The organism is Vibrio sp. Vb0304 (assembly GCF_033338995.1).
GTDB classification, from domain to species: Bacteria; Pseudomonadota; Gammaproteobacteria; order Enterobacterales; family Vibrionaceae; genus Vibrio; species Vibrio alginolyticus.
Map to the genome: position 1 here is coordinate 1 of NZ_JAWOTT010000015.1, position 18,102 is coordinate 18,102.

Below are 18,102 nucleotides of genomic sequence, written 5' to 3' on the forward strand. Positions count from 1 at the left end.
TTCAATTTAAGATTTTGTTCGGCTCAATGAATACTGAACATTACATAAAGTAATGTTTGAATTGACTGTGCTGAATCCGAAGATTCAATGGTCACTTCGTTTCATTGAAACCTAATTTGAAGCCGAAGCTTCTAATTGGATTATCATCAACGAGTGCCCACACAGATTGATAGGTCTATATTGTTAAAGAGCTTTCCTGTTGAGCTTTACTCAAAACAGGACGGCCATTTTAGCGAGTTAAAGTTTAGTGTCAATCACTTTTTTCAAACTTTCTTCAAGCGTTTCTGCTTGGCTAATTTGGCTTGCTAACTTGGCTTCTTACTTTCGAAACTTAAGCTTCAAAGCGTTGCCGTGTCAGCGAGGTGGCATTATAGAGATTGCGATCACATTGGCAAGCCCTTTTTCTCGTTTTTTTTGATTTTTTTATCGTTTGGGTGTTTTTTATTCTAAAAGGCGAGTTTTCACTACTATTCTACCTCCATACACCCTGTAATCGCCCTGAATAAGGAAAAAAGATGAGCTCAATGAGAAGCTACAAAGGTATAAAGCCTGAACTTGGTGAGCGTGTTTACGTTGACCCAACCTCTGTTTTAGTCGGTGATATCCGAATTGGCGATGATTCTAGCATTTGGCCATTGGTAGCAGCGCGAGGCGATGTAAACCACATTCACATTGGTGATCGAACGAATATTCAAGATGGCAGTGTTTTGCATGTCACCCATAAGAACGCTGAAAACCCAAACGGCTACCCATTGATTATTGGTAATGACGTTACGATTGGCCACAAAGTGATGCTGCACGGTTGTCAGATCCACGATCGTGTTTTGGTTGGTATGGGAGCTATTGTTTTAGATGCTGTTGTAATTGAGTCAGAGGTGATGATCGGAGCAGGCAGTTTAGTGCCACCTGGGAAAGTATTAGAAAGTGGCTACTTATATGTTGGAAGCCCAGTAAAGCAAGCTCGCCCCCTATCAGAAAAAGAACGAGCTTTCTTGCAAAAGTCTGCCAACAACTATGTGCAGAACAAAAACGACTACTTAAATGAAGTAAAAGACTTGAACTAAAGCCCTGTTAACCGATGATGATATGGCCTTCTTCGTTGAAGGCTTCATCTTCTATTAGCTCTTCAGCCATTTCTTCTAGGTCGAATCGGTAATCAGTAAACACTTTAATTGCCGCTTGCTCAGTTTCAATCAGTGAACCACTGAGCTTTTCTAGCTTTTGTTTCGTCACAAAGCACTCTATTAGTGCGCCTGATTGTTGCGCCGAAAAGTTTACCGATTGTGATACTTCATCCCATGATTGAATATCTGGGAATAAGATGGATTGATTCATCGCTTATTGACCTTCAAGGTTCTTTCTTAGTTCTCTGAGAACTTGTTTAGCACCAGGACGTAAGCCACGCCAGAGCATAAAGCTTTCCGCAGCCTGCCCAACTAACATTCCAAGACCGTCATACGCATGAGCGGCACCATTCTCTTTTGCCCATAAGTTAAAGCTCGTCACCCCTTTGCCATAAATCATGTCATAGCTTGTACTGTTAGCGGCAAAGATGGAGGATGAAATAGTCGGCAGTTCACCACTAAGAGAAGCGGATGTGGAGTTAATGATGACATCATACTCTTCATCAATACTTGCTATCTCTTTGGCGAGGATAGGACCGTGAGAGACAAACAGCTCTGCAAGCTCCTGTGCTTTACTAAAGGTACGGTTGGTAATGGTTAAAGAGGTCGGCTTTTGATCAAGTAGTGGCTTAATAACACCACGAGCTGCACCACCAGCACCAATAATTAGGATTCGCGCGCCTTCCAATACAACCTGATGCTGAAGCAGATCTTGCACTAAACCTGCACCATCAGTGTTGTCACCGATGATTTCACCATCGTCTAACTTCTTGAGGGTATTTACCGCGCCTGCTAACTGAGCCCGTTCTGTCAATCGACTAGCAAATTGATAAGCATCTTCTTTAAATGGCATAGTGATGTTACACCCCTTGCCACCTTCAGCAAAAAACACCTTCGCCGCGTCAATAAAACCATCAACCGGTGCACTTTCTGCGGTGTACACCAAAGATTGATTAGTTTGACGAGCAAACAAGGTGTGAATGAATGGCGACTTACTGTGTCCGATAGGATTACCAAACACGGCATAGCGAGCGATTTGCTGGGTCATTTCCTTACCTTTGTTCCTTACTTAGATATAGAGAAAACAGGGCCACCTGATTACAGATGACCCTATCACTATCTATCTATATAGAAAAGGAGATTCCGTGCTTACCACTCTCGTGGCGTTAGGTATCGCTCGTAAAGTTCAGCTTCTGGCGATCCCGCTTCTGGCTCGTAGCAGTACTCCCAGCGAGCGAGCGGCGGCATTGACATCAGAATCGACTCAGTACGCCCACCACTTTGTAAACCAAATAAGGTACCACGGTCATACACTAAGTTGAACTCTACGTAACGGCCGCGACGATATAGTTGGAATTCACGCTCACGCTCACCATACTCGATCTCTTTACGACGAGAAACGATCGGCAAGTAAGCCTGGCAATAGCCTTCACCGACTGCTTTGATGTAAGCAAAACACTTATCAAATTCCCACTGGTTTAGATCATCAAAGAACAAACCGCCAACACCGCGAGTTTCATTACGATGTGGTAGGAAGAAGTATTTGTCACACCATGCTTTATGCTCTTGGTAAACATCGTCACCAAATGGCGCACAAAGCAGTTTTGCAGTGTCGTGCCATGATTGGCAATCTTCTTCAAATGGATAGAACGGCGTTAGGTCAAAACCACCACCAAACCACCAAATTGGGTCTTCGCCATCTTTTTCTGCAATAAAGAATCGGACATTGGCGTGTGAAGTCGGTACGTAAGGGTTTTTAGGGTGAATAACCAAAGAAACACCCATCGCTTCAAAACGACGACCCGCTAGCTCTGGGCGATGCGCTGTCGCAGATGCTGGCATTTCTTTCCCTTCCACATGCGAGAAGTTCACGCCTCCCTGCTCGAAAACAAGGCCATCACGCAAAACACGTGAGCGACCACCGCCCCCCAGACGCTCTCCTTTTTCACGTTGCCATGCATCTTCGACAAAGACGGCCTTTCCATCTTCTTGTTCTAACTGCTGACAAATGGAGTCCTGAAGTGACATCAAGAACTGCTTTACGGCGTGCTTATCGATCGCTGACATACGTTATTACCTATTACGTGAAACCTAATGATGGCTGGCTAGCAGGGTTAACCCTGTCTTAATATTTGTGAAGTTTTGGCGTCACGAATCTCGCTGGGTTTATCACGACCGCTGGTCTCGCCACGAAGAATGGCGACCAGCTTATCACCCAACTGCTCTTCGACTTCTTCCGTGGTCATACACGGTGGTAAGCCGGAAAGATTCGCGCTGGTAGAGGTTAACGGCTTTCCGAATGCATTACACATTTTTTGCACCAAAGGATGATCAGTCACACGAACCGCAATTGAATCAAACTGCCCTGAAACCCAGTTGGATACTTTATCGCTCGCTGGCATGATCCAAGTGTATGGGCCTGGCCAAGTGGCATGAACAGTCTGTAATTGTTCTTCAGTCAACTGAGATTCATCAATATAAGGCAAGAGCTGATCATAACTTGCCGCGATTAGAATCAGCCCTTTTTCTACCGGACGCTGCTTGAGCTCTAATAGCTTTTGAATTGCTTCTGGGTTATCTGGATCACATCCGACACCAAAAACCCCTTCTGTTGGATAGGCAATCACTTCGCCTTGCTTGAGTGCATTGAGCACTTGTTCAAAGTTATCCACCGATTACTTCCTATTTGTTTGACTGTGTTGTTTTCACTAAGTGTACAAATATTCATTCTCAGACACTAAAGCAATTTTTTTATAAAATGTATCAATAGCGCCAACAACAAGACGCAAACGTTTGCTTGAGATAAAAATCCCCGTATAATGCGCACAAATTTATAGCTCACCTAATTTTTGCAGCTTAAAGGAGTTTGAGATGAAAGTCGGTATCATCATGGGTTCTAAATCCGATTGGCCAACCATGAAACTAGCAGCGGACATGCTAGACCAATTTGGCGTGCCTTACGAAACAAAAGTCGTGTCAGCACACCGAACTCCTCAATTACTGGCTGACTACGCCAGTGGCGCAAAAGAACGCGGCATCAAAGTTATCATCGCAGGCGCAGGTGGTGCAGCCCACCTACCAGGTATGGCGGCGGCGTTTACTAGTTTGCCAGTGCTTGGGGTTCCCGTTCAGTCTCGTGCACTGAAAGGTATGGATTCACTGCTTTCTATTGTACAGATGCCAAAGGGAATTGCGGTTGGTACATTGGCGATTGGCGAAGCGGGCGCAGCAAACGCCGGTATCCTAGCAGCGCAAATCCTAGGCACTCATGATGAAAACATCATGGCGAAGGTAGAAGCATTCCGTAATGAGCAAACGGAAACAGTTCTCGCAAATCCAAACCCTGCAGAGGATTAATCAGATGCATGTACTGGTTCTTGGTGCGGGTCAGTTGGCTCGTATGATGTCTCTGGCTGGTGCGCCACTGAATATTCAAATTTCAGCTTACGATGTCACCAGCTGTGATGTCGTTCACCCTTTAACTCAACAGGTACTTGGCCATGGCTTGGAAAATGCGATTACGCAAGTTGATGTGATTACTGCCGAGTTCGAGCATATTCCACATGACGTGCTCAAGGTTTGCGAAGCGAGCGGCAAGTTCCTACCAAGTACGCAAGCCATCAAAGCAGGTGGTGATCGCCGTATTGAAAAAGCACTGCTTGATGATGCTGGCGTGCGCAACGCGAAATACTACGTCATTGAAACTCGTGAAGACTTTGAGCGCGCAATTGAACACGTTGGTATGCCAATGGTTCTGAAAAGTGCATTAGGTGGTTACGATGGTAAAGGCCAATGGCGCTTAAAAGAAGCTTCTCAAGTCGACGACATTTGGACTGAGATGGCAGAGTGCATCGCGGCAACACCAACTCAAGCGATTGTTGCTGAAGAGTTTGTTCCTTTTAACCGCGAAGTATCACTGGTTGGTGCTCGAAGCAAAGATGGCAGTGTGGAAGTGTATCCTCTGGCAGAGAACGTCCACACCAACGGTGTATTGAGTCTTTCTACTGCGATTGATGCGCCAGGGTTACAGGAACAAGCAAAGCAAATGTTCACGGCAGTCGCAGATAGCCTAGATTACGTTGGCGTATTAGCGCTTGAGTTCTTTGATGTCGATGGGGCACTTTTAGTGAATGAGATTGCTCCACGCGTGCACAACTCTGGTCACTGGACACAGCAAGGTGCAGAAACGTGTCAGTTTGAAAACCATCTGCGCGCAGTGTGCGGCTTACCATTAGGCAGTACGAAATTGGTTCGTGAAACCTCAATGATTAATATTCTTGGTGAAGACACACTACCAGAAGCATTGTTATTAATGGATGGTTGCCACATTCATTGGTATGGCAAAGAGAAACGTGCAGGTCGCAAGATGGGACACATCAACGTGTGTGGCGACTACCCAGGAGAATTGCACCGTAGGTTGTGCGCTCTGGCAGACATCTTAGACCCAATAGCTTTCCCAGCCGTGCAAGCGTTCGCTAAACAGCCTCAACACTAACGTTTGGCAGCAAAAAATAAAAAAAGGGTCGCACGATGCGACCCTTTTTAATTCCTTTGATGTATTTACCCTTGTTGGGTGTGCTGGCACTTACGGTTGGCACATTGCAATTTCACACCACTGGCGAGTTTCTTCTCCACCAACAAAGTAAAACCACATTCTTCGCATCGCCCCTTGACCGGAGCAAGGTTCACAGCAAATTTGCATTTAGGGTAGTTATCACACGCGTAGAATGTTTTGCCAAATCGGGTTTTACGCTCAACCAAATGTCCTTTGCCACATTCAGGGCAAGCGTGTTGCTCTTGTGACTGCGCCTCTGGCTCTGGTTGATTAATCGACTCAATATGATGACAAGCCGGGTAATGGCTACAACCAACGAACATACCGTAGCGCCCTTGGCGGAGAACCAACTCATTGCCACACTCAGGACAAGGCACACCCAACTCTTTCACGATGTGACCATCATTGCTGTGTAGCGGTTTAATGTAATCACAGCTTGGGTAATGGTTACAGCCGAGAAATGGGCCATGTTTTCCGTGCTTGAGAGTCAGCTCACCACCACATTTTGGACACGGCTCGTGTTCCAAAGCGTGTTCATGGGCAGAGAAAAGGGTGTTGTCGATTTTACTACTCATACTTACCGTTTCGTGAAAAACACACAAAAAGACAAGCTCGCGTTTATTCTAGCTAAACTCGAACTTGCCCAGATGGTTAGTGAAGAATCCCTTGTTCCTTGGTGTACAACAGCTCTTCCATTAGCGTGTAAGCGTTTTCGTTGCCAGGCACATTAAACAGCACCATCAGAATGATCCATTTGAGGTCTTCAAGCTCAAACTCACTCGTTTCTAATCCCATCACTCGGTCAATCACCATTTCGCGAGTTTCTGTGGTTAACACATTGATTTGCTCGAGAAACAATAGAAACCCTCGGCATTCCAAATCTAAACGCTGCATCTCTTTCGCTGTGTAGATACGAGTTGATGACGAAGCCATGCAAGTCGAGATTGCAGAAGAGGTGTCACTTTGCTGCAATGCGGCAAGCTCTTCTAACCAGACAAGGGCTTTGTAGATATCTTTTTGTTGGAAGCCTGCACGAAGCAACTCTTCTTCCAACTCGTCTTGTTCGACCTGTAACTCTGCATCGCTATGGATGTAGGTTTCGAATAGATACATCAGTATATCCATCATCATAGCTAGCCCCTCCCCTTTCGAATATAGCCACCTGAAACCGCAACGACATGCCCAGAGAGTTCTAACTCTAAGAGCTGCATCATGACTTCTTGGACAGGTATATTGGTCCTGTTTGCAAGAATATCAACCGGTGTAGCTTCACTTCCTACGTTAGCTAACAGCTGAGGAAATGGCAATTCTTCTTCATCATTTAACGTAGAAAATAAATCGGTACTCTGATTAATAGACCAATCAAGCAAGGACTGTATTTCATCTAAGACATCTTTCGTCTTTTCTACGAGGCAAGCGCCATGACGTATCAACTGGTTTCCACCGCAGGCATTGGGGGCATTGATTGACGCTGGCAGCGCAAATACTTCTCGACCTTGCTCAAGCGCGTAACGAGCTGTAATTAACGAGCCGCTCTTTTTCGCCGCCTCGACGACCAGTACACCAAGCGATAATCCACTAATAATACGATTACGACGCGGGAAGTTTTCTGGGCGCGGCTTGGCATTAGGCCGAAACTCAGACACCAAAGCCCCGTGTTCAATAACACGTTGCGCTAAACCACGATGACGTGCCGGATAAATATTTGCTAAGCCAGATCCTAGCACCGCAATCGTCTTACCACCCGCTTGCAACGCACCATCATGCGCATGACCATCAATGCCTAAAGCGAGACCACTGGTGACAATAAAATCGTGCTGAACAAACTCTGCAGCAAACTGACGTGCATGCTGTAATCCATCAATACTCGCATTTCGACTTCCAACCATCGCGATTTGTGGCTGAGAAAGACAAGTAGGATTTCCTTGAACAAAAAGTAGAGGTGGCGGTGCAACGATTTGTTTGAGCTGAGGTGGATAACACGGGTCAGTCAGTGTCAGGATATGATGATTTGTAGAAGCCTCAAGCCAACTTAAACAAGCATCGACTTCTTTATCTGTTGAAGCCCAAGCTTGAATTTGCTTAGTTGTTAACCCAAGTTGTTGTAGCTGTTCAGGAGAGAAGTTTACGATGTTACGTGGCGTGTCTCTTGCCAGTAGCTTATTCATTTTGACGCCGCCAATGCCTGGTAAACAACTCAGTTTTAACCAGGCATCGAGATCATCGTTATTTCGTCGATTCATCGATGGTTAATTCGTCCGCCAACGGTGACACCACCGAAATATCTTGGTTAATGGGTTTCGTACTGTTAGTGATCAGTGCCAAGCTAAAGTACTCATAAGGACGAATGACCAGCAACTCACCAACTTTGCTTTGAGGCAAAGTAATTTTCTTATCAAGCACGCCAAACTCTTTCTTGAACTCATCGCCGTCTTTGTAAACTGGGTGCGCGTCTTCTTTTAAATCAAACACACTGCCTTGCTTGAGATTGTCTGACGTGCCTTTATCAATCACCACGACTTGGTTAGTTGAACTAAAGCGAATACCTTCGATATTACCTAGCAACTTTGCAGAACTGCCTTGTGGCGACGGCAGCGGATAGAACGTAGTCGTGAAGTCAGTATTCTCAACCGATTGATTTGGCAACGCGATATCGTTACGTAGGATTTCTTGCATTTGCGATGTAAGCTTCAAACCTGAATAATCACTCGAAGCTTCAACGAGCTCGCCTTTGGCAATCAAACGCAGCGCGGTAATCTCTTCGGACACATCGTCACGCGAAAAGGTAGCTACTGGTCGATAAATAGCCCAACCTGTCGCGGTCTGATTGCCATTGATATACAGCACATCTCCTGCAGTCAGATACTTACTGCCTTTGCTGCTACCCATCACTTTTGCTGCTCTGTTCAACGAATCTTTATCTAGCAACCGATCCGATTTAAGGTAAGGCATCACCAAACCTTCCGCGACCGTTGGTACGGCTTTCTTTTCTGTGATGCGAGCTTTCGGGCTCAGCTTCTTAACCGGTTTTAGGCTCAACACGGGCTGACCGTTAATCCACACCAAAGACAGCTTGTCACCGGGATAAATTAAATGAGGGTTATCGATTTCCGGGTTTACTTGCCATAAACGAGGCCACAACCACGGGCTATCTAAGTACATGGCCGAAATATCCCATAGCGTATCGCCCTTCACAACTACATATGTTTGTGGCGCATCATCTTTAACAGTCAGTGGGTTCGCATCCACATTTGCTACAGCGTTGAAAGAGAAAAGTAACGGCAACGTAACACTGGCAACGTTGCGGAAAATTCGATTCATGACCCTCGTCCTTGGTCTATTAAGCAGGAACCAGAATGGAAATTGGTGCAAGGATGCTGTCATTTAGGCTATAAAATGTCTAGAATTGAGCCAACAAGGTTTGTGCTGTTTCGGCACAGTTCAATATTTCGAGTGAATATGTCTGTATTACAAGTATTAACATTCCCGGATGATCGCCTGCGCACAGTCGCAAAGCCTGTTGAAGCGGTGACACCTGAGATTCAAAAAATCGTCGATGACATGATTGAAACCATGTACGACGAAGAAGGTATTGGCCTTGCTGCAACGCAGGTTGATATCCACAAACGTATCGTAGTGATTGATATTTCAGAAACTCGCGATGAGCCGATGGTGCTAATCAACCCTGAGATTCTGGAAAAGCGTGGCGAAGATGGCATCGAAGAAGGCTGTCTGTCGGTACCAGGTGCGCGCGCACTTGTGCCTCGCGCTGCAGAAGTTACCGTTAAAGCACTGGATCGTGATGGCAAAGAGTTCACCTTTGAAGCCGACGACCTGCTAGCGATTTGTGTTCAACACGAGCTTGATCACTTACAAGGTAAGCTGTTCGTGGATTACCTATCGCCACTGAAACGCAAACGCATTCAGGACAAGCTAGCGAAAATCAAACGCTTTAACGAGAAGCAGCAAAACGCTTAATCTCGAACCATACCAATTAGAAGGAAGTCTACCTTGAGTCAGTCTTTACGAATTGTCTTTGCAGGTACTCCGGATTTCGCCGCCCGTCACTTGGCGGCGTTGTTGTCTTCGGAGCATGAAGTCATCGCGGTTTACACAAACCCAGATCGTCCAGCGGGTCGTGGCAAAAAAATGGCTGCGCCACCGGTAAAACAACTGGCGCTAGAACACAATATCCCGGTTTACCAACCTGAAAGCTTTAAGTCCGACGAAGCGAAACAAGAACTTGCCGATCTGAACGCCGACCTCATGGTTGTCGTGGCGTACGGTATGCTGCTGCCACAAGCGGTTCTTGATACCCCTAAACTGGGTTGTATCAACGTACATGGTTCTATCCTACCTCGTTGGCGTGGTGCGGCTCCAATCCAACGCTCTATTTGGGCGGGCGATGCAGAAACTGGCGTGACCATCATGCAGATGGACATCGGTCTCGACACTGGTGATATGCTGAAGATTGCAACTCTGCAAATCGAAGCGACAGATACCAGCGCTTCAATGTACGAAAAATTGGCTGAGCTTGGTCCAGAAGCCCTGATTGACTGCCTAGTAGACATTGCTGCGGGTAAAGCAGTGCCAGTGAAGCAAGACGATGAGCTAGCGAACTATGCGAAAAAGCTCAGCAAAGAAGAAGCACGCATCAACTGGAACGACGATGCGGCGCACATTGAGCGCTGCGTTCGTGCATTTAACCCATGGCCAATGAGCCACTTTGAGGCGGCAGAAAACAGCATCAAAGTATGGCAAAGCCGTGTGGCAGAGCAAACCAGTGACAAGCCAGCCGGCACCATCGTACAAGCAGATAAAACCGGTATTTATGTTGCGACAGGCAACGGCGTACTGGTGCTAGAGCAACTGCAAGTTCCGGGCAAAAAAGCCATGTCAGTTCAGGATATTCTGAATTCGCGTGCGGCTTGGTTTGAAGTTGGCACTCTGCTGGTTTAAGCCATACTAGGGGTTATTATCCCCGATTATACGAACTTTTAGAGGGCAGAGATGCCCTCCTTTACTTTAAGGTACTCATCATGAATGTTCGCGCTGCGGCTGCTAACGTCCTGTATCTTGTCGTCGACAAGGGCCACTCACTTTCAAGCGCTCTTCCAGCGGCTCAACAAACGGTACGACCTCGTGACCACGCTCTGTTACAAGAGATCTGTTACGGTGCGCTACGTTACCTACCTCGCCTAGAAATGATCGCAAACCAATTGATGGATAAGCCGCTAAAAGGCAAACAACGTGTATTCCATCACCTAATTCTGGTTGGTATTTACCAACTGAGCTTCATGCGCATTCCTGCGCACGCAGCTGTCGGTGAAACGGTTGAAGGCACTAAAGAGCTGAAAGGTCCTCGTCTGCGTGGTTTGATTAACGCGGTATTGCGTAACTACCAGCGCAACCAAGAAGAACTCGACCAAATGGCCGTCAGCAACAACGCTGGCAAGTACGGTCACCCAAGCTGGTTACTAAAACTGCTGCAAGAGGCCTACCCACAGCAATGGGAAAGCATTGTTGAAGCGAACAACCAAAAAGCACCAATGTGGCTGCGTGTGAACCATCAACACCACACTCGTGATGAATACCTTGCGCTGCTCAAAAATGAAAACATTGATAGCACGCCACACACAGAAGCAATGGACGCCATAAAATTGGCCGCACCATGTGACGTGATGAAGCTACCTGGTTTTGAAAAAGGTTGGGTTTCGGTCCAAGATGCGGCGGCGCAGCTCTCGATCAACTATCTAAAACCACAAGACGGCGAACTGATTTTAGATTGCTGTGCAGCGCCAGGTGGCAAGACGGCGCACATTCTAGAGCGCACGTCAGGCAGTGAAGTGGTCGCGATTGACTGCGACGACACACGCTTGAAACGTGTGCATGAAAACCTGAAGCGTCTCAACCTTCAGGCAAAAGTGGTTTGCGGTGATGCGCGTAATCCACAAGAATGGTGGCAAGGCGAGCAATTTGATCGCATTTTGCTGGATGCCCCATGTTCTGCGACTGGCGTGATTCGTCGTCACCCAGACATCAAATGGCTACGTCGTGCAGACGACATCACCGCATTAGCAGAGCTGCAAAGTGAAATTTTTGATGCCATGTGGACGCAACTGAAGCCCGGCGGCACCATGGTTTACGCGACTTGTTCAATCACACCGCAAGAAAACGTGGAGCAAGTAAAAGCGTTTTTAGCACGTACCGCGGATGCGCAACTGCTGGATTCTGATCCCGACCAGCCTGGTCGTCAAATTCTACCAGGCGAAGAAGATATGGATGGTTTCTACTACGCAGTACTAACTAAAACACACGCGTAACAGCATGCTAAATAGGGCGATTGAAGTGATTTCAATCGCCTTTTTCAGATACGAGAAAAGAGTATGAAGATCATTATTCTTGGTGCAGGTCAGGTTGGCGGCACACTGGCAGAAAACCTAGTGGGTGAAAACAACGACATCACCATCGTCGACAATAATGCCGACCGACTGCGTGAATTGCAGGACAAATACGACCTACGTGTGGTCAATGGCCATGCGAGCCATCCAGACGTGCTACACGAAGCTGGCGCGCAAGACGCCGATATGCTCGTCGCAGTAACCAACACTGATGAAACCAACATGGCCGCCTGTCAGGTCGCGTTCACTCTATTCAATACCCCAAACCGCGTTGCGCGTATTCGCTCTCCAGAATACTTGGCAGAAAAAGAAGCCCTGTTTAAATCTGGCGCCATTCCTGTTGATCACCTTATCGCACCAGAAGAACTCGTCACGAGCTACATCGAACGTCTGATCCAATACCCAGGCGCGCTGCAAGTGGTGAGCTTTGCTGAACAGAAAGTCAGCCTAGTGGCGGTGAAAGCCTACTATGGTGGCCCGCTGGTGGGTAATGCGTTGTCTGCTTTGCGTGAGCACATGCCGCACATTGATACCCGTGTGGCGGCGATTTTCCGTCAAGGCCGTCCGATTCGCCCACAAGGTACCACCATCATTGAAGCCGACGATGAAGTGTTCTTCGTTGCAGCAAGTAATCATATTCGCTCAGTGATGAGTGAGCTTCAGCGCCTAGAAAAACCGTACCGCCGCATCATGATTGTTGGCGGGGGTAACATCGGCGCAAGCTTGGCAAAACGCCTAGAGCAAACTTACAGCGTGAAGCTGATTGAGCGTAACTACCAGCGTGCAGAAAAGCTCTCTGAGCAACTAGAAAACACCATCGTGTTCTGCGGTGATGCGGCAGACCAAGAGCTTCTCTCGGAAGAGAACATCGACCAAGTCGACGTCTTCATCGCGCTGACCAACGAAGATGAAACCAACATCATGTCTGCAATGTTGGCAAAACGCATGGGCGCTAAAAAAGTGATGGTGCTGATCCAACGTGGCGCTTATGTAGACCTGGTACAAGGCGGCGTAATTGATGTAGCAATCTCACCTCAGCAAGCCACTATTTCAGCCTTGCTAACGCACGTTCGTCGCGCTGATATCGTAAACGTGTCCTCACTTCGCCGCGGCGCTGCGGAAGCGATTGAAGCCGTCGCTCACGGTGATGAAAGTACATCTAAAGTGGTTGGACGTGCGATTGGAGATATAAAGCTTCCACCTGGGACCACCATTGGTGCTATCGTTCGTGGCGAAGAAGTTCTTATTGCCCACGACCGTACGGTCATCGAACAGGATGACCATGTGGTGATGTTCCTGGTCAACAAAAAATACGTATCAGACGTCGAAGCGCTATTCCAGCCGAGTCCATTCTTCCTCTAGGATTTTCCTATGGTCAACTTACGTCCCGTACTGTTTGTTATCGGGCTAGTTTTATCCAAACTGGCCCTGTTTATGTACGTGCCGACTTTGGTCGCTTTCTTTACCGGTACGGGGGGATTCCTCGATTTCGCCCAAGCCGTTGTGATCACGCACCTTGCCGCCTTCATCTGCCTAACGATAGGTCGAACCGCCAAGTTCAAACTCAGCGTACGCGATATGTTCCTCATCACCAGTTTGGTTTGGACCATCGCGAGTGCGTTTGCCGCCTTGCCATTTGTGTTTATCAACCACATCAGCTTCACCGACGCCTACTTCGAAACGATGTCGGGTATCACCACGACGGGCTCAACGGTGCTCAGTGGCCTAGACAACATGGCGCCGAGCATATTGCTGTGGCGCTCTATTTTACAATGGCTTGGTGGCATTGGTTTTATCGTGATGGCGGTAGCAGTGTTACCTATGCTGAATGTCGGTGGTATGAAGCTATTCCAAACCGAATCATCAGATTGGTCGGATAAAAGTAGTCCAAGAGCGAAAACGGTCGCCAAAAACATCGTAGCGGTTTATTTGATGCTAACGGGCCTATGTATTTTGGGCTACTTGATCACCGGCATGAACCTGTTCGAAGCAACCAACCATGCCTTTACTACGCTATCGACGGGTGGATACTCTACATCTGATGGGTCAATGAACCACTTCTCTAATGGCGCACATTGGGTGGCCACTACCTTTATGTTCTTAGGTGGTTTGCCGTTTTTGCTCTTTATCGCCGCGTTACGTAAACGCCGTATTGATGTGTTGGTTAACGACGCTCAAGTTAGAGGATTTGCGTACCTGTTCGTATTCTCAAGCTTAGTGATTTCAGCTTGGTTAGTGATTCGAGATGGGTACACCATTTTGGATGCCCTGCGAGTGTCGATGTTTAATATTGTCTCTGTCGTCACCACAACTGGCTTTGGCTTAGAAGACTTCACCGCATGGGGCGCATTACCCACCACTCTTTTCGCATTCTTAATGATGGCGGGGGCATGCTCAGGCTCAACGTCTGGCGGGATCAAAATCTTCCGCTTCCAAATTGCAATGACGCTGCTAAACAAACAAATGATGAAGTTGATTCACCCTTCAGGAGTGTTTGTACAGCGTTATAACCAGCGACCGGTGAATGATGATATTGTTCGCTCAGTGGTGGCATTTGGCTTGATGTTTTTTATCACTATTATCTTTATCGCGGGTTGTTTAAGTGCACTAGGCCTCGACCCTGTGACCAGTATTTCTGGCTCAATCACCGCCGTTGCCAATGTTGGCCCTGGTATGGGCAGTGTGATTGGCCCGACAGGCAACTTCGCGCCTCTGCCCGATACTGCCAAATGGCTCTTAAGCTTTGGGATGTTAATGGGCCGCTTGGAAATTCTGACTATTCTTGTACTGTTCTTTCCTGCGTTTTGGCGCCGCTAAGCAGACTCTAATTAAAAGGTATAACAATGAAAACATGGATTACTCTGGCGACCCTACTTGCCGCCTCATCCACATACGCCGCCGAGGTCATCACTTTAGCCGATGGTCGAGAAGTGAAGTTGAACGATGACTTTACCTGGGAGTACGTCATGAAAAAACCGGCGCAGCAAGCGACGGAGACACAAACAACAGCAAGCGTAGTTGAAACAATCGCAGCTCCTGCGATTGCGACAATCCCAGTGATAACGAAAACCGTTGGCACGACCGTGGTGGTAAACGCCAAAAAGCCAACCATGCAGCTATCAGATTCAGGTGTGGATGTATTGATTGGTTCAGCAAGCTATCAAAGCGGTGAGCTTGTTTTACCTACATCAATCACTAACCAAAGCTCTCAATCTGTCATTCAAGTGGAAGTTGAGGTGCAAGTGTTTGATATGTCTGGTCAGCAACTGGCAAAAGAAAACGTGACTGTTTGGCAATCCATCAAGCGCATGGCGGATACCTACCTGCGACCTCAGCAAGCGGAGCAAGGTAAGAGCATTAAATTGGCTGTACCGCAATCACAGCAATACCAGTTTTCTGCCAAAGTGCTAGAGGTAAAAACTCGCTAATACGTGTTTAATATTCTTTGTTGAGCCTATCGGCTAGATAGGCTCAACAAAGTAATAAATAGCAAAGAAATGGCACACGCAGCCAGCCAAAACAAAGCCGTGCCAAATCGCATGGTTAAAGGGAATGCGCTTCGCAACGTAGAAAATCACACCCAGTGAATACACAACTCCACCAGCAGCAAGCAGTGTAAGTCCGCCGACATCCAAGTTAATCGCCAACTGATAAATCACAATCAACGATAACCATCCCATCACCAAATACGTCATCAAAGAAAGCTTTTTAAATCGATAGACGAACGCAACTTTCATGATGATGCCGATCAACGCAATGCTCCAAATAACGATCATCAACCCAAATGCTAGAGGTGTTCTTAAGCTGACTAACAAGAAAGGGGTATAGCTGCCTGCTATCAAAAGATAAATAGCACAGTGGTCGAAGGTTTTTAGCCAACGTTTCGCTTTGGGATGAGGGATCGCATGATAGAGCGTCGAGGCCAAAAATAGCACGATAATACTCGCACCATAAATCGCCATACTGGTAAGCGTTAAAGTGTCAGCTTGATGGTCTATGGCTTTAACTAACAGCAGTATCAAGCCAACAATACCAAAAATCATCCCTATACCGTGGGTGATGGTATTGGCCAGTTCTTCACGTTGACTGTATTGAGGTTTCTGCAGCTCGGACATCAATGCGCCTATACTAGAGTTTGAAATTTGCTCTAGTATGGCACATTAGGCTTACACGTGTAAGCTTAAATTAAGACTCATGAACGGCAGTAGTTTGATCGAGATAATTGAGTACCAGTTCGCCAACTTGATCTGGCTTAGTCGTGGCAGGAATGGTCAGCTCTCGCTTGAGTTTGCCACTACTCAGTAAGCTCGCGAGCATGCCACCTTGCCCCTTGCGTGTGCGGTCAACTTCAAACCACAACTTGAGCTCTTGCTCACTGCGGTGGGCAACAAATTCTAATTCGCGCCACACGCCGTGGTAAGGTCCGTCGGTTGGCACCAGTTCAAACTCTTGCACAAATGGTAGATCGAATCCTTTCACTTCCTCGCATTCCACCTGGCGAATTCGTAAACCTTGCGCTTCAAATGCAGATAGTACCGCATCCATCAGTGGATCAGGTCGAACGGTGAGGATGTCTTTATCAGTCGGATCCAAAGCAGCGGCAACGTCTAAGCCAGTTTCTAACCATACTTTGGCATCACCAATGGTGATAGGCGTGTTCCAAGGCACATCGAGCTTAACATCGAAGGTACGCTCTTCGCCGGAATGGATGGTAAATGCGTAAGGGAGACTCCACTTAGCAAGCACATGAGTTTGAGGTACTCGGCGCATGCTGTGTCCTTCTCGCGCACCACGGTCATCAGGGGCTTCTGCGATGTAGCGGCAACAGAGTTTTAAATCAATGTTGTCGATCGCTTGTTCAGTCGCACCACCATATACATGGATCGACACATCCACACTTTGACCTGGGTATAGCACGTCTTGGTTTAAGATTGAGTCGACCTTCGCGCTCCCAATCCCAAAACTGGCAAGTGTCTTCTTCAAAAATGACATAGGCACCTCCTTCATCGAGATCTCATACTACTACTGCTGATCGTGGGATCAAACAAAAATTGCCTCGAACATCGCGACAAAATGACAAAATCTAAACAATTCAATTGCTCAACTATCGACCAATTATTACAAGGATGCTAATCTTACACTTGATATGCATGCATATCGGTATTCCTGACTCATTAACTGGATTGGCGAGAGCCAGAAGAGTGATTCTTCAATCTTGTTGGAGCCTAGCTCATAATGATTCAGGCCATTACATCGGCAATGGATATGCCTGACAGTTAGGTAAATTAATGCGCCCAACAACAGTCAGGTTCGCACACACTAATACTAGTGCAATGCGCCGCCGCAGTGGCTTTACTACTGCACCAAAGGCAAAGCAAGTTGCGCCAGCAATGACATTGGTTGAGAAGACAGCAATGATGTCGAGTGTTCCGGCCAAAGTTATCAAAGCAGCTTAATCAAAAGCGCGGCGCCAGCTGCGCTTTTTTCTTTGCACGCGACTCATAAAGCTTCAAAGACTTAGAACGAACTACAGTGAAAGAGATAGTTTTTCCTATTTGGTCTTCGCAAAGCAATTTGGTACCTTTACTGCTAATTACACCTATAAATTCTGTGGAGAAAGAAATGAAGTGTCATCGCATTGAAGAGCTGCTTGAGCTACTAGAGCCTGAATGGCATAAAGATCAAGAGCTGAATCTATTGCAGTTCATCGTTAAGCTAGCAAAAGAAGCAGGCTATGAAGGAAAGCTAGAAGATCTGACCGACGATGTACTGATCTACCACCTTAAAATGCGTAATAGCAGCAAAGATGAAATGATCCCTGGACTCAAAAAAGACCAAGAGGACGATTTTAAAACGGCGATCCTACGCGCTCGTGGCATCATCAAATAACCAGCTCAACAGCCAGTATTCTTTAAGCGACTCTCTCTGTGAGTCGCTTTTTTATAACCAAAGTTTTTAGTCCCACAATTGGTTATAACTGTTCAGCCAATTATCAGGTTAACTGTACTGATTTTTGTTGTTA

The 18,102-nt window shown here is 46.9% G+C and carries 21 protein-coding genes; 11 read left to right on the plus strand and 10 right to left on the minus strand.

What is annotated here, in order from left to right; all coding sequences use genetic code 11:
• Positions 1-515 precede the first annotated feature (515 nt).
• A complete protein-coding gene (locus R7P35_RS16780) occupies positions 516-1,064 on the plus strand; it encodes a gamma carbonic anhydrase family protein (RefSeq protein WP_033906568.1) in 549 nt (182 codons plus the stop codon).
• Positions 1,065-1,071: 7 nt separating this feature from the next.
• Here R7P35_RS16780 and R7P35_RS16785 read toward each other — a convergent pair whose 3' ends face one another.
• The 4 genes from R7P35_RS16785 to R7P35_RS16800 all read right to left on the minus strand — a co-directional run bounded on the left by R7P35_RS16785 (position 1,072) and on the right by R7P35_RS16800 (position 3,796).
• Positions 1,072-1,335, minus strand: coding sequence for a DUF1488 domain-containing protein (locus R7P35_RS16785; protein WP_005379090.1), 264 nt, complete (start codon positions 1,333-1,335; stop codon positions 1,072-1,074).
• A gap of 3 nt (positions 1,336-1,338) precedes the next feature.
• On the minus strand, positions 1,339-2,172 hold the full coding sequence (gene aroE, locus R7P35_RS16790) for a shikimate dehydrogenase (protein ID WP_213877846.1): 834 nt from the start codon (positions 2,170-2,172) through the stop codon (positions 1,339-1,341).
• A 101-nt stretch (positions 2,173-2,273) separates the two neighbouring features.
• On the minus strand, positions 2,274-3,191 hold the full coding sequence (gene hemF / locus R7P35_RS16795; RefSeq protein ID WP_065274969.1) for an oxygen-dependent coproporphyrinogen oxidase: 918 nt from the start codon (positions 3,189-3,191) through the stop codon (positions 2,274-2,276).
• 47 nt (positions 3,192-3,238) lie between these two features.
• Positions 3,239-3,796 carry an L-threonylcarbamoyladenylate synthase gene (locus tag R7P35_RS16800; RefSeq protein ID WP_005379084.1) on the minus strand — a complete coding sequence of 186 codons (558 nt, stop codon included), beginning with the start codon at positions 3,794-3,796 and terminating at the stop codon, positions 3,239-3,241.
• A 199-nt stretch (positions 3,797-3,995) separates the two neighbouring features.
• Here R7P35_RS16800 and purE point away from each other — a divergent pair, with 199 nt between their 5' ends.
• The gene (purE, locus tag R7P35_RS16805) at positions 3,996-4,481 is read left to right on the plus strand and encodes a 5-(carboxyamino)imidazole ribonucleotide mutase (protein WP_005379082.1); all 486 of its coding nucleotides are present in this window, start codon (positions 3,996-3,998) and stop codon (positions 4,479-4,481) included.
• Between the two features lie 4 nt (positions 4,482-4,485).
• Positions 4,486-5,619, plus strand: coding sequence for a 5-(carboxyamino)imidazole ribonucleotide synthase (locus R7P35_RS16810; RefSeq protein WP_213877845.1), 1,134 nt, complete (start codon positions 4,486-4,488; stop codon positions 5,617-5,619).
• A gap of 65 nt (positions 5,620-5,684) precedes the next feature.
• On the opposite strand, the gene R7P35_RS16815 is transcribed toward R7P35_RS16810, so the two are convergent.
• From R7P35_RS16815 to R7P35_RS16830, 4 genes are all read right to left on the minus strand, one after another.
• Positions 5,685-6,254: a type I DNA topoisomerase gene (locus R7P35_RS16815; RefSeq protein WP_017821580.1), complete on the minus strand. Its 570-nt coding sequence runs from the start codon at positions 6,252-6,254 to the stop codon at positions 5,685-5,687.
• Between the two features lie 76 nt (positions 6,255-6,330).
• Positions 6,331-6,810: a DUF494 family protein gene (locus R7P35_RS16820; RefSeq protein ID WP_005379074.1), complete on the minus strand. Its 480-nt coding sequence runs from the start codon at positions 6,808-6,810 to the stop codon at positions 6,331-6,333.
• A 2-nt stretch (positions 6,811-6,812) separates the two neighbouring features.
• Positions 6,813-7,922: a DNA-processing protein DprA gene (dprA, locus tag R7P35_RS16825; protein WP_042523881.1), complete on the minus strand. Its 1,110-nt coding sequence runs from the start codon at positions 7,920-7,922 to the stop codon at positions 6,813-6,815.
• Entirely contained in the window at positions 7,906-9,000 is a 1,095-nt protein-coding gene (locus R7P35_RS16830; protein ID WP_042523883.1) for a LysM peptidoglycan-binding domain-containing protein, read from the minus strand. The genes dprA and R7P35_RS16830 overlap by 17 nt, the downstream gene beginning before the upstream one ends.
• 138 nt (positions 9,001-9,138) lie before the next feature.
• Here R7P35_RS16830 and def point away from each other — a divergent pair, with 138 nt between their 5' ends.
• From def to R7P35_RS16860, 6 genes are all read left to right on the plus strand, one after another.
• The gene (gene def / locus R7P35_RS16835; RefSeq protein WP_005379068.1) at positions 9,139-9,657 is read left to right on the plus strand and encodes a peptide deformylase; all 519 of its coding nucleotides are present in this window, start codon (positions 9,139-9,141) and stop codon (positions 9,655-9,657) included.
• 33 nt (positions 9,658-9,690) lie between these two features.
• Positions 9,691-10,638 carry a methionyl-tRNA formyltransferase gene (gene fmt / locus R7P35_RS16840; protein ID WP_318092380.1) on the plus strand — a complete coding sequence of 316 codons (948 nt, stop codon included), beginning with the start codon at positions 9,691-9,693 and terminating at the stop codon, positions 10,636-10,638.
• An 80-nt stretch (positions 10,639-10,718) separates the two neighbouring features.
• Positions 10,719-12,002 (plus strand): 16S rRNA (cytosine(967)-C(5))-methyltransferase RsmB, encoded by a 1,284-nt coding sequence (gene rsmB, locus R7P35_RS16845; protein ID WP_017821576.1) that lies wholly within the window; start codon positions 10,719-10,721, stop codon positions 12,000-12,002.
• Positions 12,003-12,065: 63 nt separating this feature from the next.
• Positions 12,066-13,442, plus strand: a complete 1,377-nt coding sequence (trkA, locus tag R7P35_RS16850) for a Trk system potassium transporter TrkA (RefSeq protein ID WP_005379062.1) — start codon at positions 12,066-12,068, stop codon at positions 13,440-13,442.
• Positions 13,443-13,451: 9 nt separating this feature from the next.
• Positions 13,452-14,897, plus strand: coding sequence for a TrkH family potassium uptake protein (locus R7P35_RS16855; protein WP_318092382.1), 1,446 nt, complete (start codon positions 13,452-13,454; stop codon positions 14,895-14,897).
• Between the two features lie 26 nt (positions 14,898-14,923).
• Positions 14,924-15,508, plus strand: coding sequence for a DUF3157 family protein (locus R7P35_RS16860; protein WP_025768917.1), 585 nt, complete (start codon positions 14,924-14,926; stop codon positions 15,506-15,508).
• A 33-nt stretch (positions 15,509-15,541) separates the two neighbouring features.
• Here R7P35_RS16860 and trhA read toward each other — a convergent pair whose 3' ends face one another.
• Both trhA and R7P35_RS16870 read right to left on the minus strand, forming a co-directional pair.
• A complete protein-coding gene (gene trhA, locus R7P35_RS16865; protein ID WP_025768918.1) occupies positions 15,542-16,195 on the minus strand; it encodes a PAQR family membrane homeostasis protein TrhA in 654 nt (217 codons plus the stop codon).
• 70 nt (positions 16,196-16,265) lie between these two features.
• On the minus strand, positions 16,266-17,072 hold the full coding sequence (locus R7P35_RS16870) for a sporulation protein (RefSeq protein WP_025768919.1): 807 nt from the start codon (positions 17,070-17,072) through the stop codon (positions 16,266-16,268).
• Positions 17,073-17,368: 296 nt separating this feature from the next.
• Here R7P35_RS16870 and R7P35_RS16875 point away from each other — a divergent pair, with 296 nt between their 5' ends.
• Together R7P35_RS16875 and R7P35_RS16880 are read left to right on the plus strand one after the other, a co-directional pair.
• The gene (locus R7P35_RS16875; RefSeq protein WP_005379043.1) at positions 17,369-17,536 is read left to right on the plus strand and encodes a hypothetical protein; all 168 of its coding nucleotides are present in this window, start codon (positions 17,369-17,371) and stop codon (positions 17,534-17,536) included.
• Positions 17,537-17,702: 166 nt separating this feature from the next.
• A complete protein-coding gene (locus R7P35_RS16880; protein ID WP_017821571.1) occupies positions 17,703-17,969 on the plus strand; it encodes a YihD family protein in 267 nt (88 codons plus the stop codon).
• Positions 17,970-18,102: the final 133 nt, after the last annotated feature.

Excerpts from the sequence above, each read along its gene's own strand:
- R7P35_RS16880 (WP_017821571.1), top strand. The coding sequence starts at position 17,703 with ATGAAGTGTCATCGCATTGAAGAGCTGCTTGAGCTACTAGAGCCTGAA.
- aroE (WP_213877846.1), bottom strand. The coding sequence starts at position 2,172 with ATGACCCAGCAAATCGCTCGCTATGCCGTGTTTGGTAATCCTATCGGA.
- purE (WP_005379082.1), top strand. The coding sequence starts at position 3,996 with ATGAAAGTCGGTATCATCATGGGTTCTAAATCCGATTGGCCAACCATG.
- trkA (WP_005379062.1), top strand. The coding sequence starts at position 12,066 with ATGAAGATCATTATTCTTGGTGCAGGTCAGGTTGGCGGCACACTGGCA.
- trhA (WP_025768918.1), bottom strand. The coding sequence starts at position 16,195 with ATGTCCGAGCTGCAGAAACCTCAATACAGTCAACGTGAAGAACTGGCC.
- rsmB (WP_017821576.1), top strand. The coding sequence starts at position 10,719 with ATGAATGTTCGCGCTGCGGCTGCTAACGTCCTGTATCTTGTCGTCGAC.
- R7P35_RS16785 (WP_005379090.1), bottom strand. The coding sequence starts at position 1,335 with ATGAATCAATCCATCTTATTCCCAGATATTCAATCATGGGATGAAGTA.
- R7P35_RS16855 (WP_318092382.1), top strand. The coding sequence starts at position 13,452 with ATGGTCAACTTACGTCCCGTACTGTTTGTTATCGGGCTAGTTTTATCC.
- R7P35_RS16810 (WP_213877845.1), top strand. The coding sequence starts at position 4,486 with ATGCATGTACTGGTTCTTGGTGCGGGTCAGTTGGCTCGTATGATGTCT.
- R7P35_RS16815 (WP_017821580.1), bottom strand. The coding sequence starts at position 6,254 with ATGAGTAGTAAAATCGACAACACCCTTTTCTCTGCCCATGAACACGCT.
- R7P35_RS16860 (WP_025768917.1), top strand. The coding sequence starts at position 14,924 with ATGAAAACATGGATTACTCTGGCGACCCTACTTGCCGCCTCATCCACA.
- hemF (WP_065274969.1), bottom strand. The coding sequence starts at position 3,191 with ATGTCAGCGATCGATAAGCACGCCGTAAAGCAGTTCTTGATGTCACTT.
- R7P35_RS16875 (WP_005379043.1), top strand. The coding sequence starts at position 17,369 with ATGCGCCCAACAACAGTCAGGTTCGCACACACTAATACTAGTGCAATG.
- R7P35_RS16830 (WP_042523883.1), bottom strand. The coding sequence starts at position 9,000 with ATGAATCGAATTTTCCGCAACGTTGCCAGTGTTACGTTGCCGTTACTT.
- R7P35_RS16780 (WP_033906568.1), top strand. The coding sequence starts at position 516 with ATGAGCTCAATGAGAAGCTACAAAGGTATAAAGCCTGAACTTGGTGAG.
- R7P35_RS16870 (WP_025768919.1), bottom strand. The coding sequence starts at position 17,072 with ATGTCATTTTTGAAGAAGACACTTGCCAGTTTTGGGATTGGGAGCGCG.
- dprA (WP_042523881.1), bottom strand. The coding sequence starts at position 7,922 with ATGAATCGACGAAATAACGATGATCTCGATGCCTGGTTAAAACTGAGT.
- def (WP_005379068.1), top strand. The coding sequence starts at position 9,139 with ATGTCTGTATTACAAGTATTAACATTCCCGGATGATCGCCTGCGCACA.
- R7P35_RS16820 (WP_005379074.1), bottom strand. The coding sequence starts at position 6,810 with ATGATGATGGATATACTGATGTATCTATTCGAAACCTACATCCATAGC.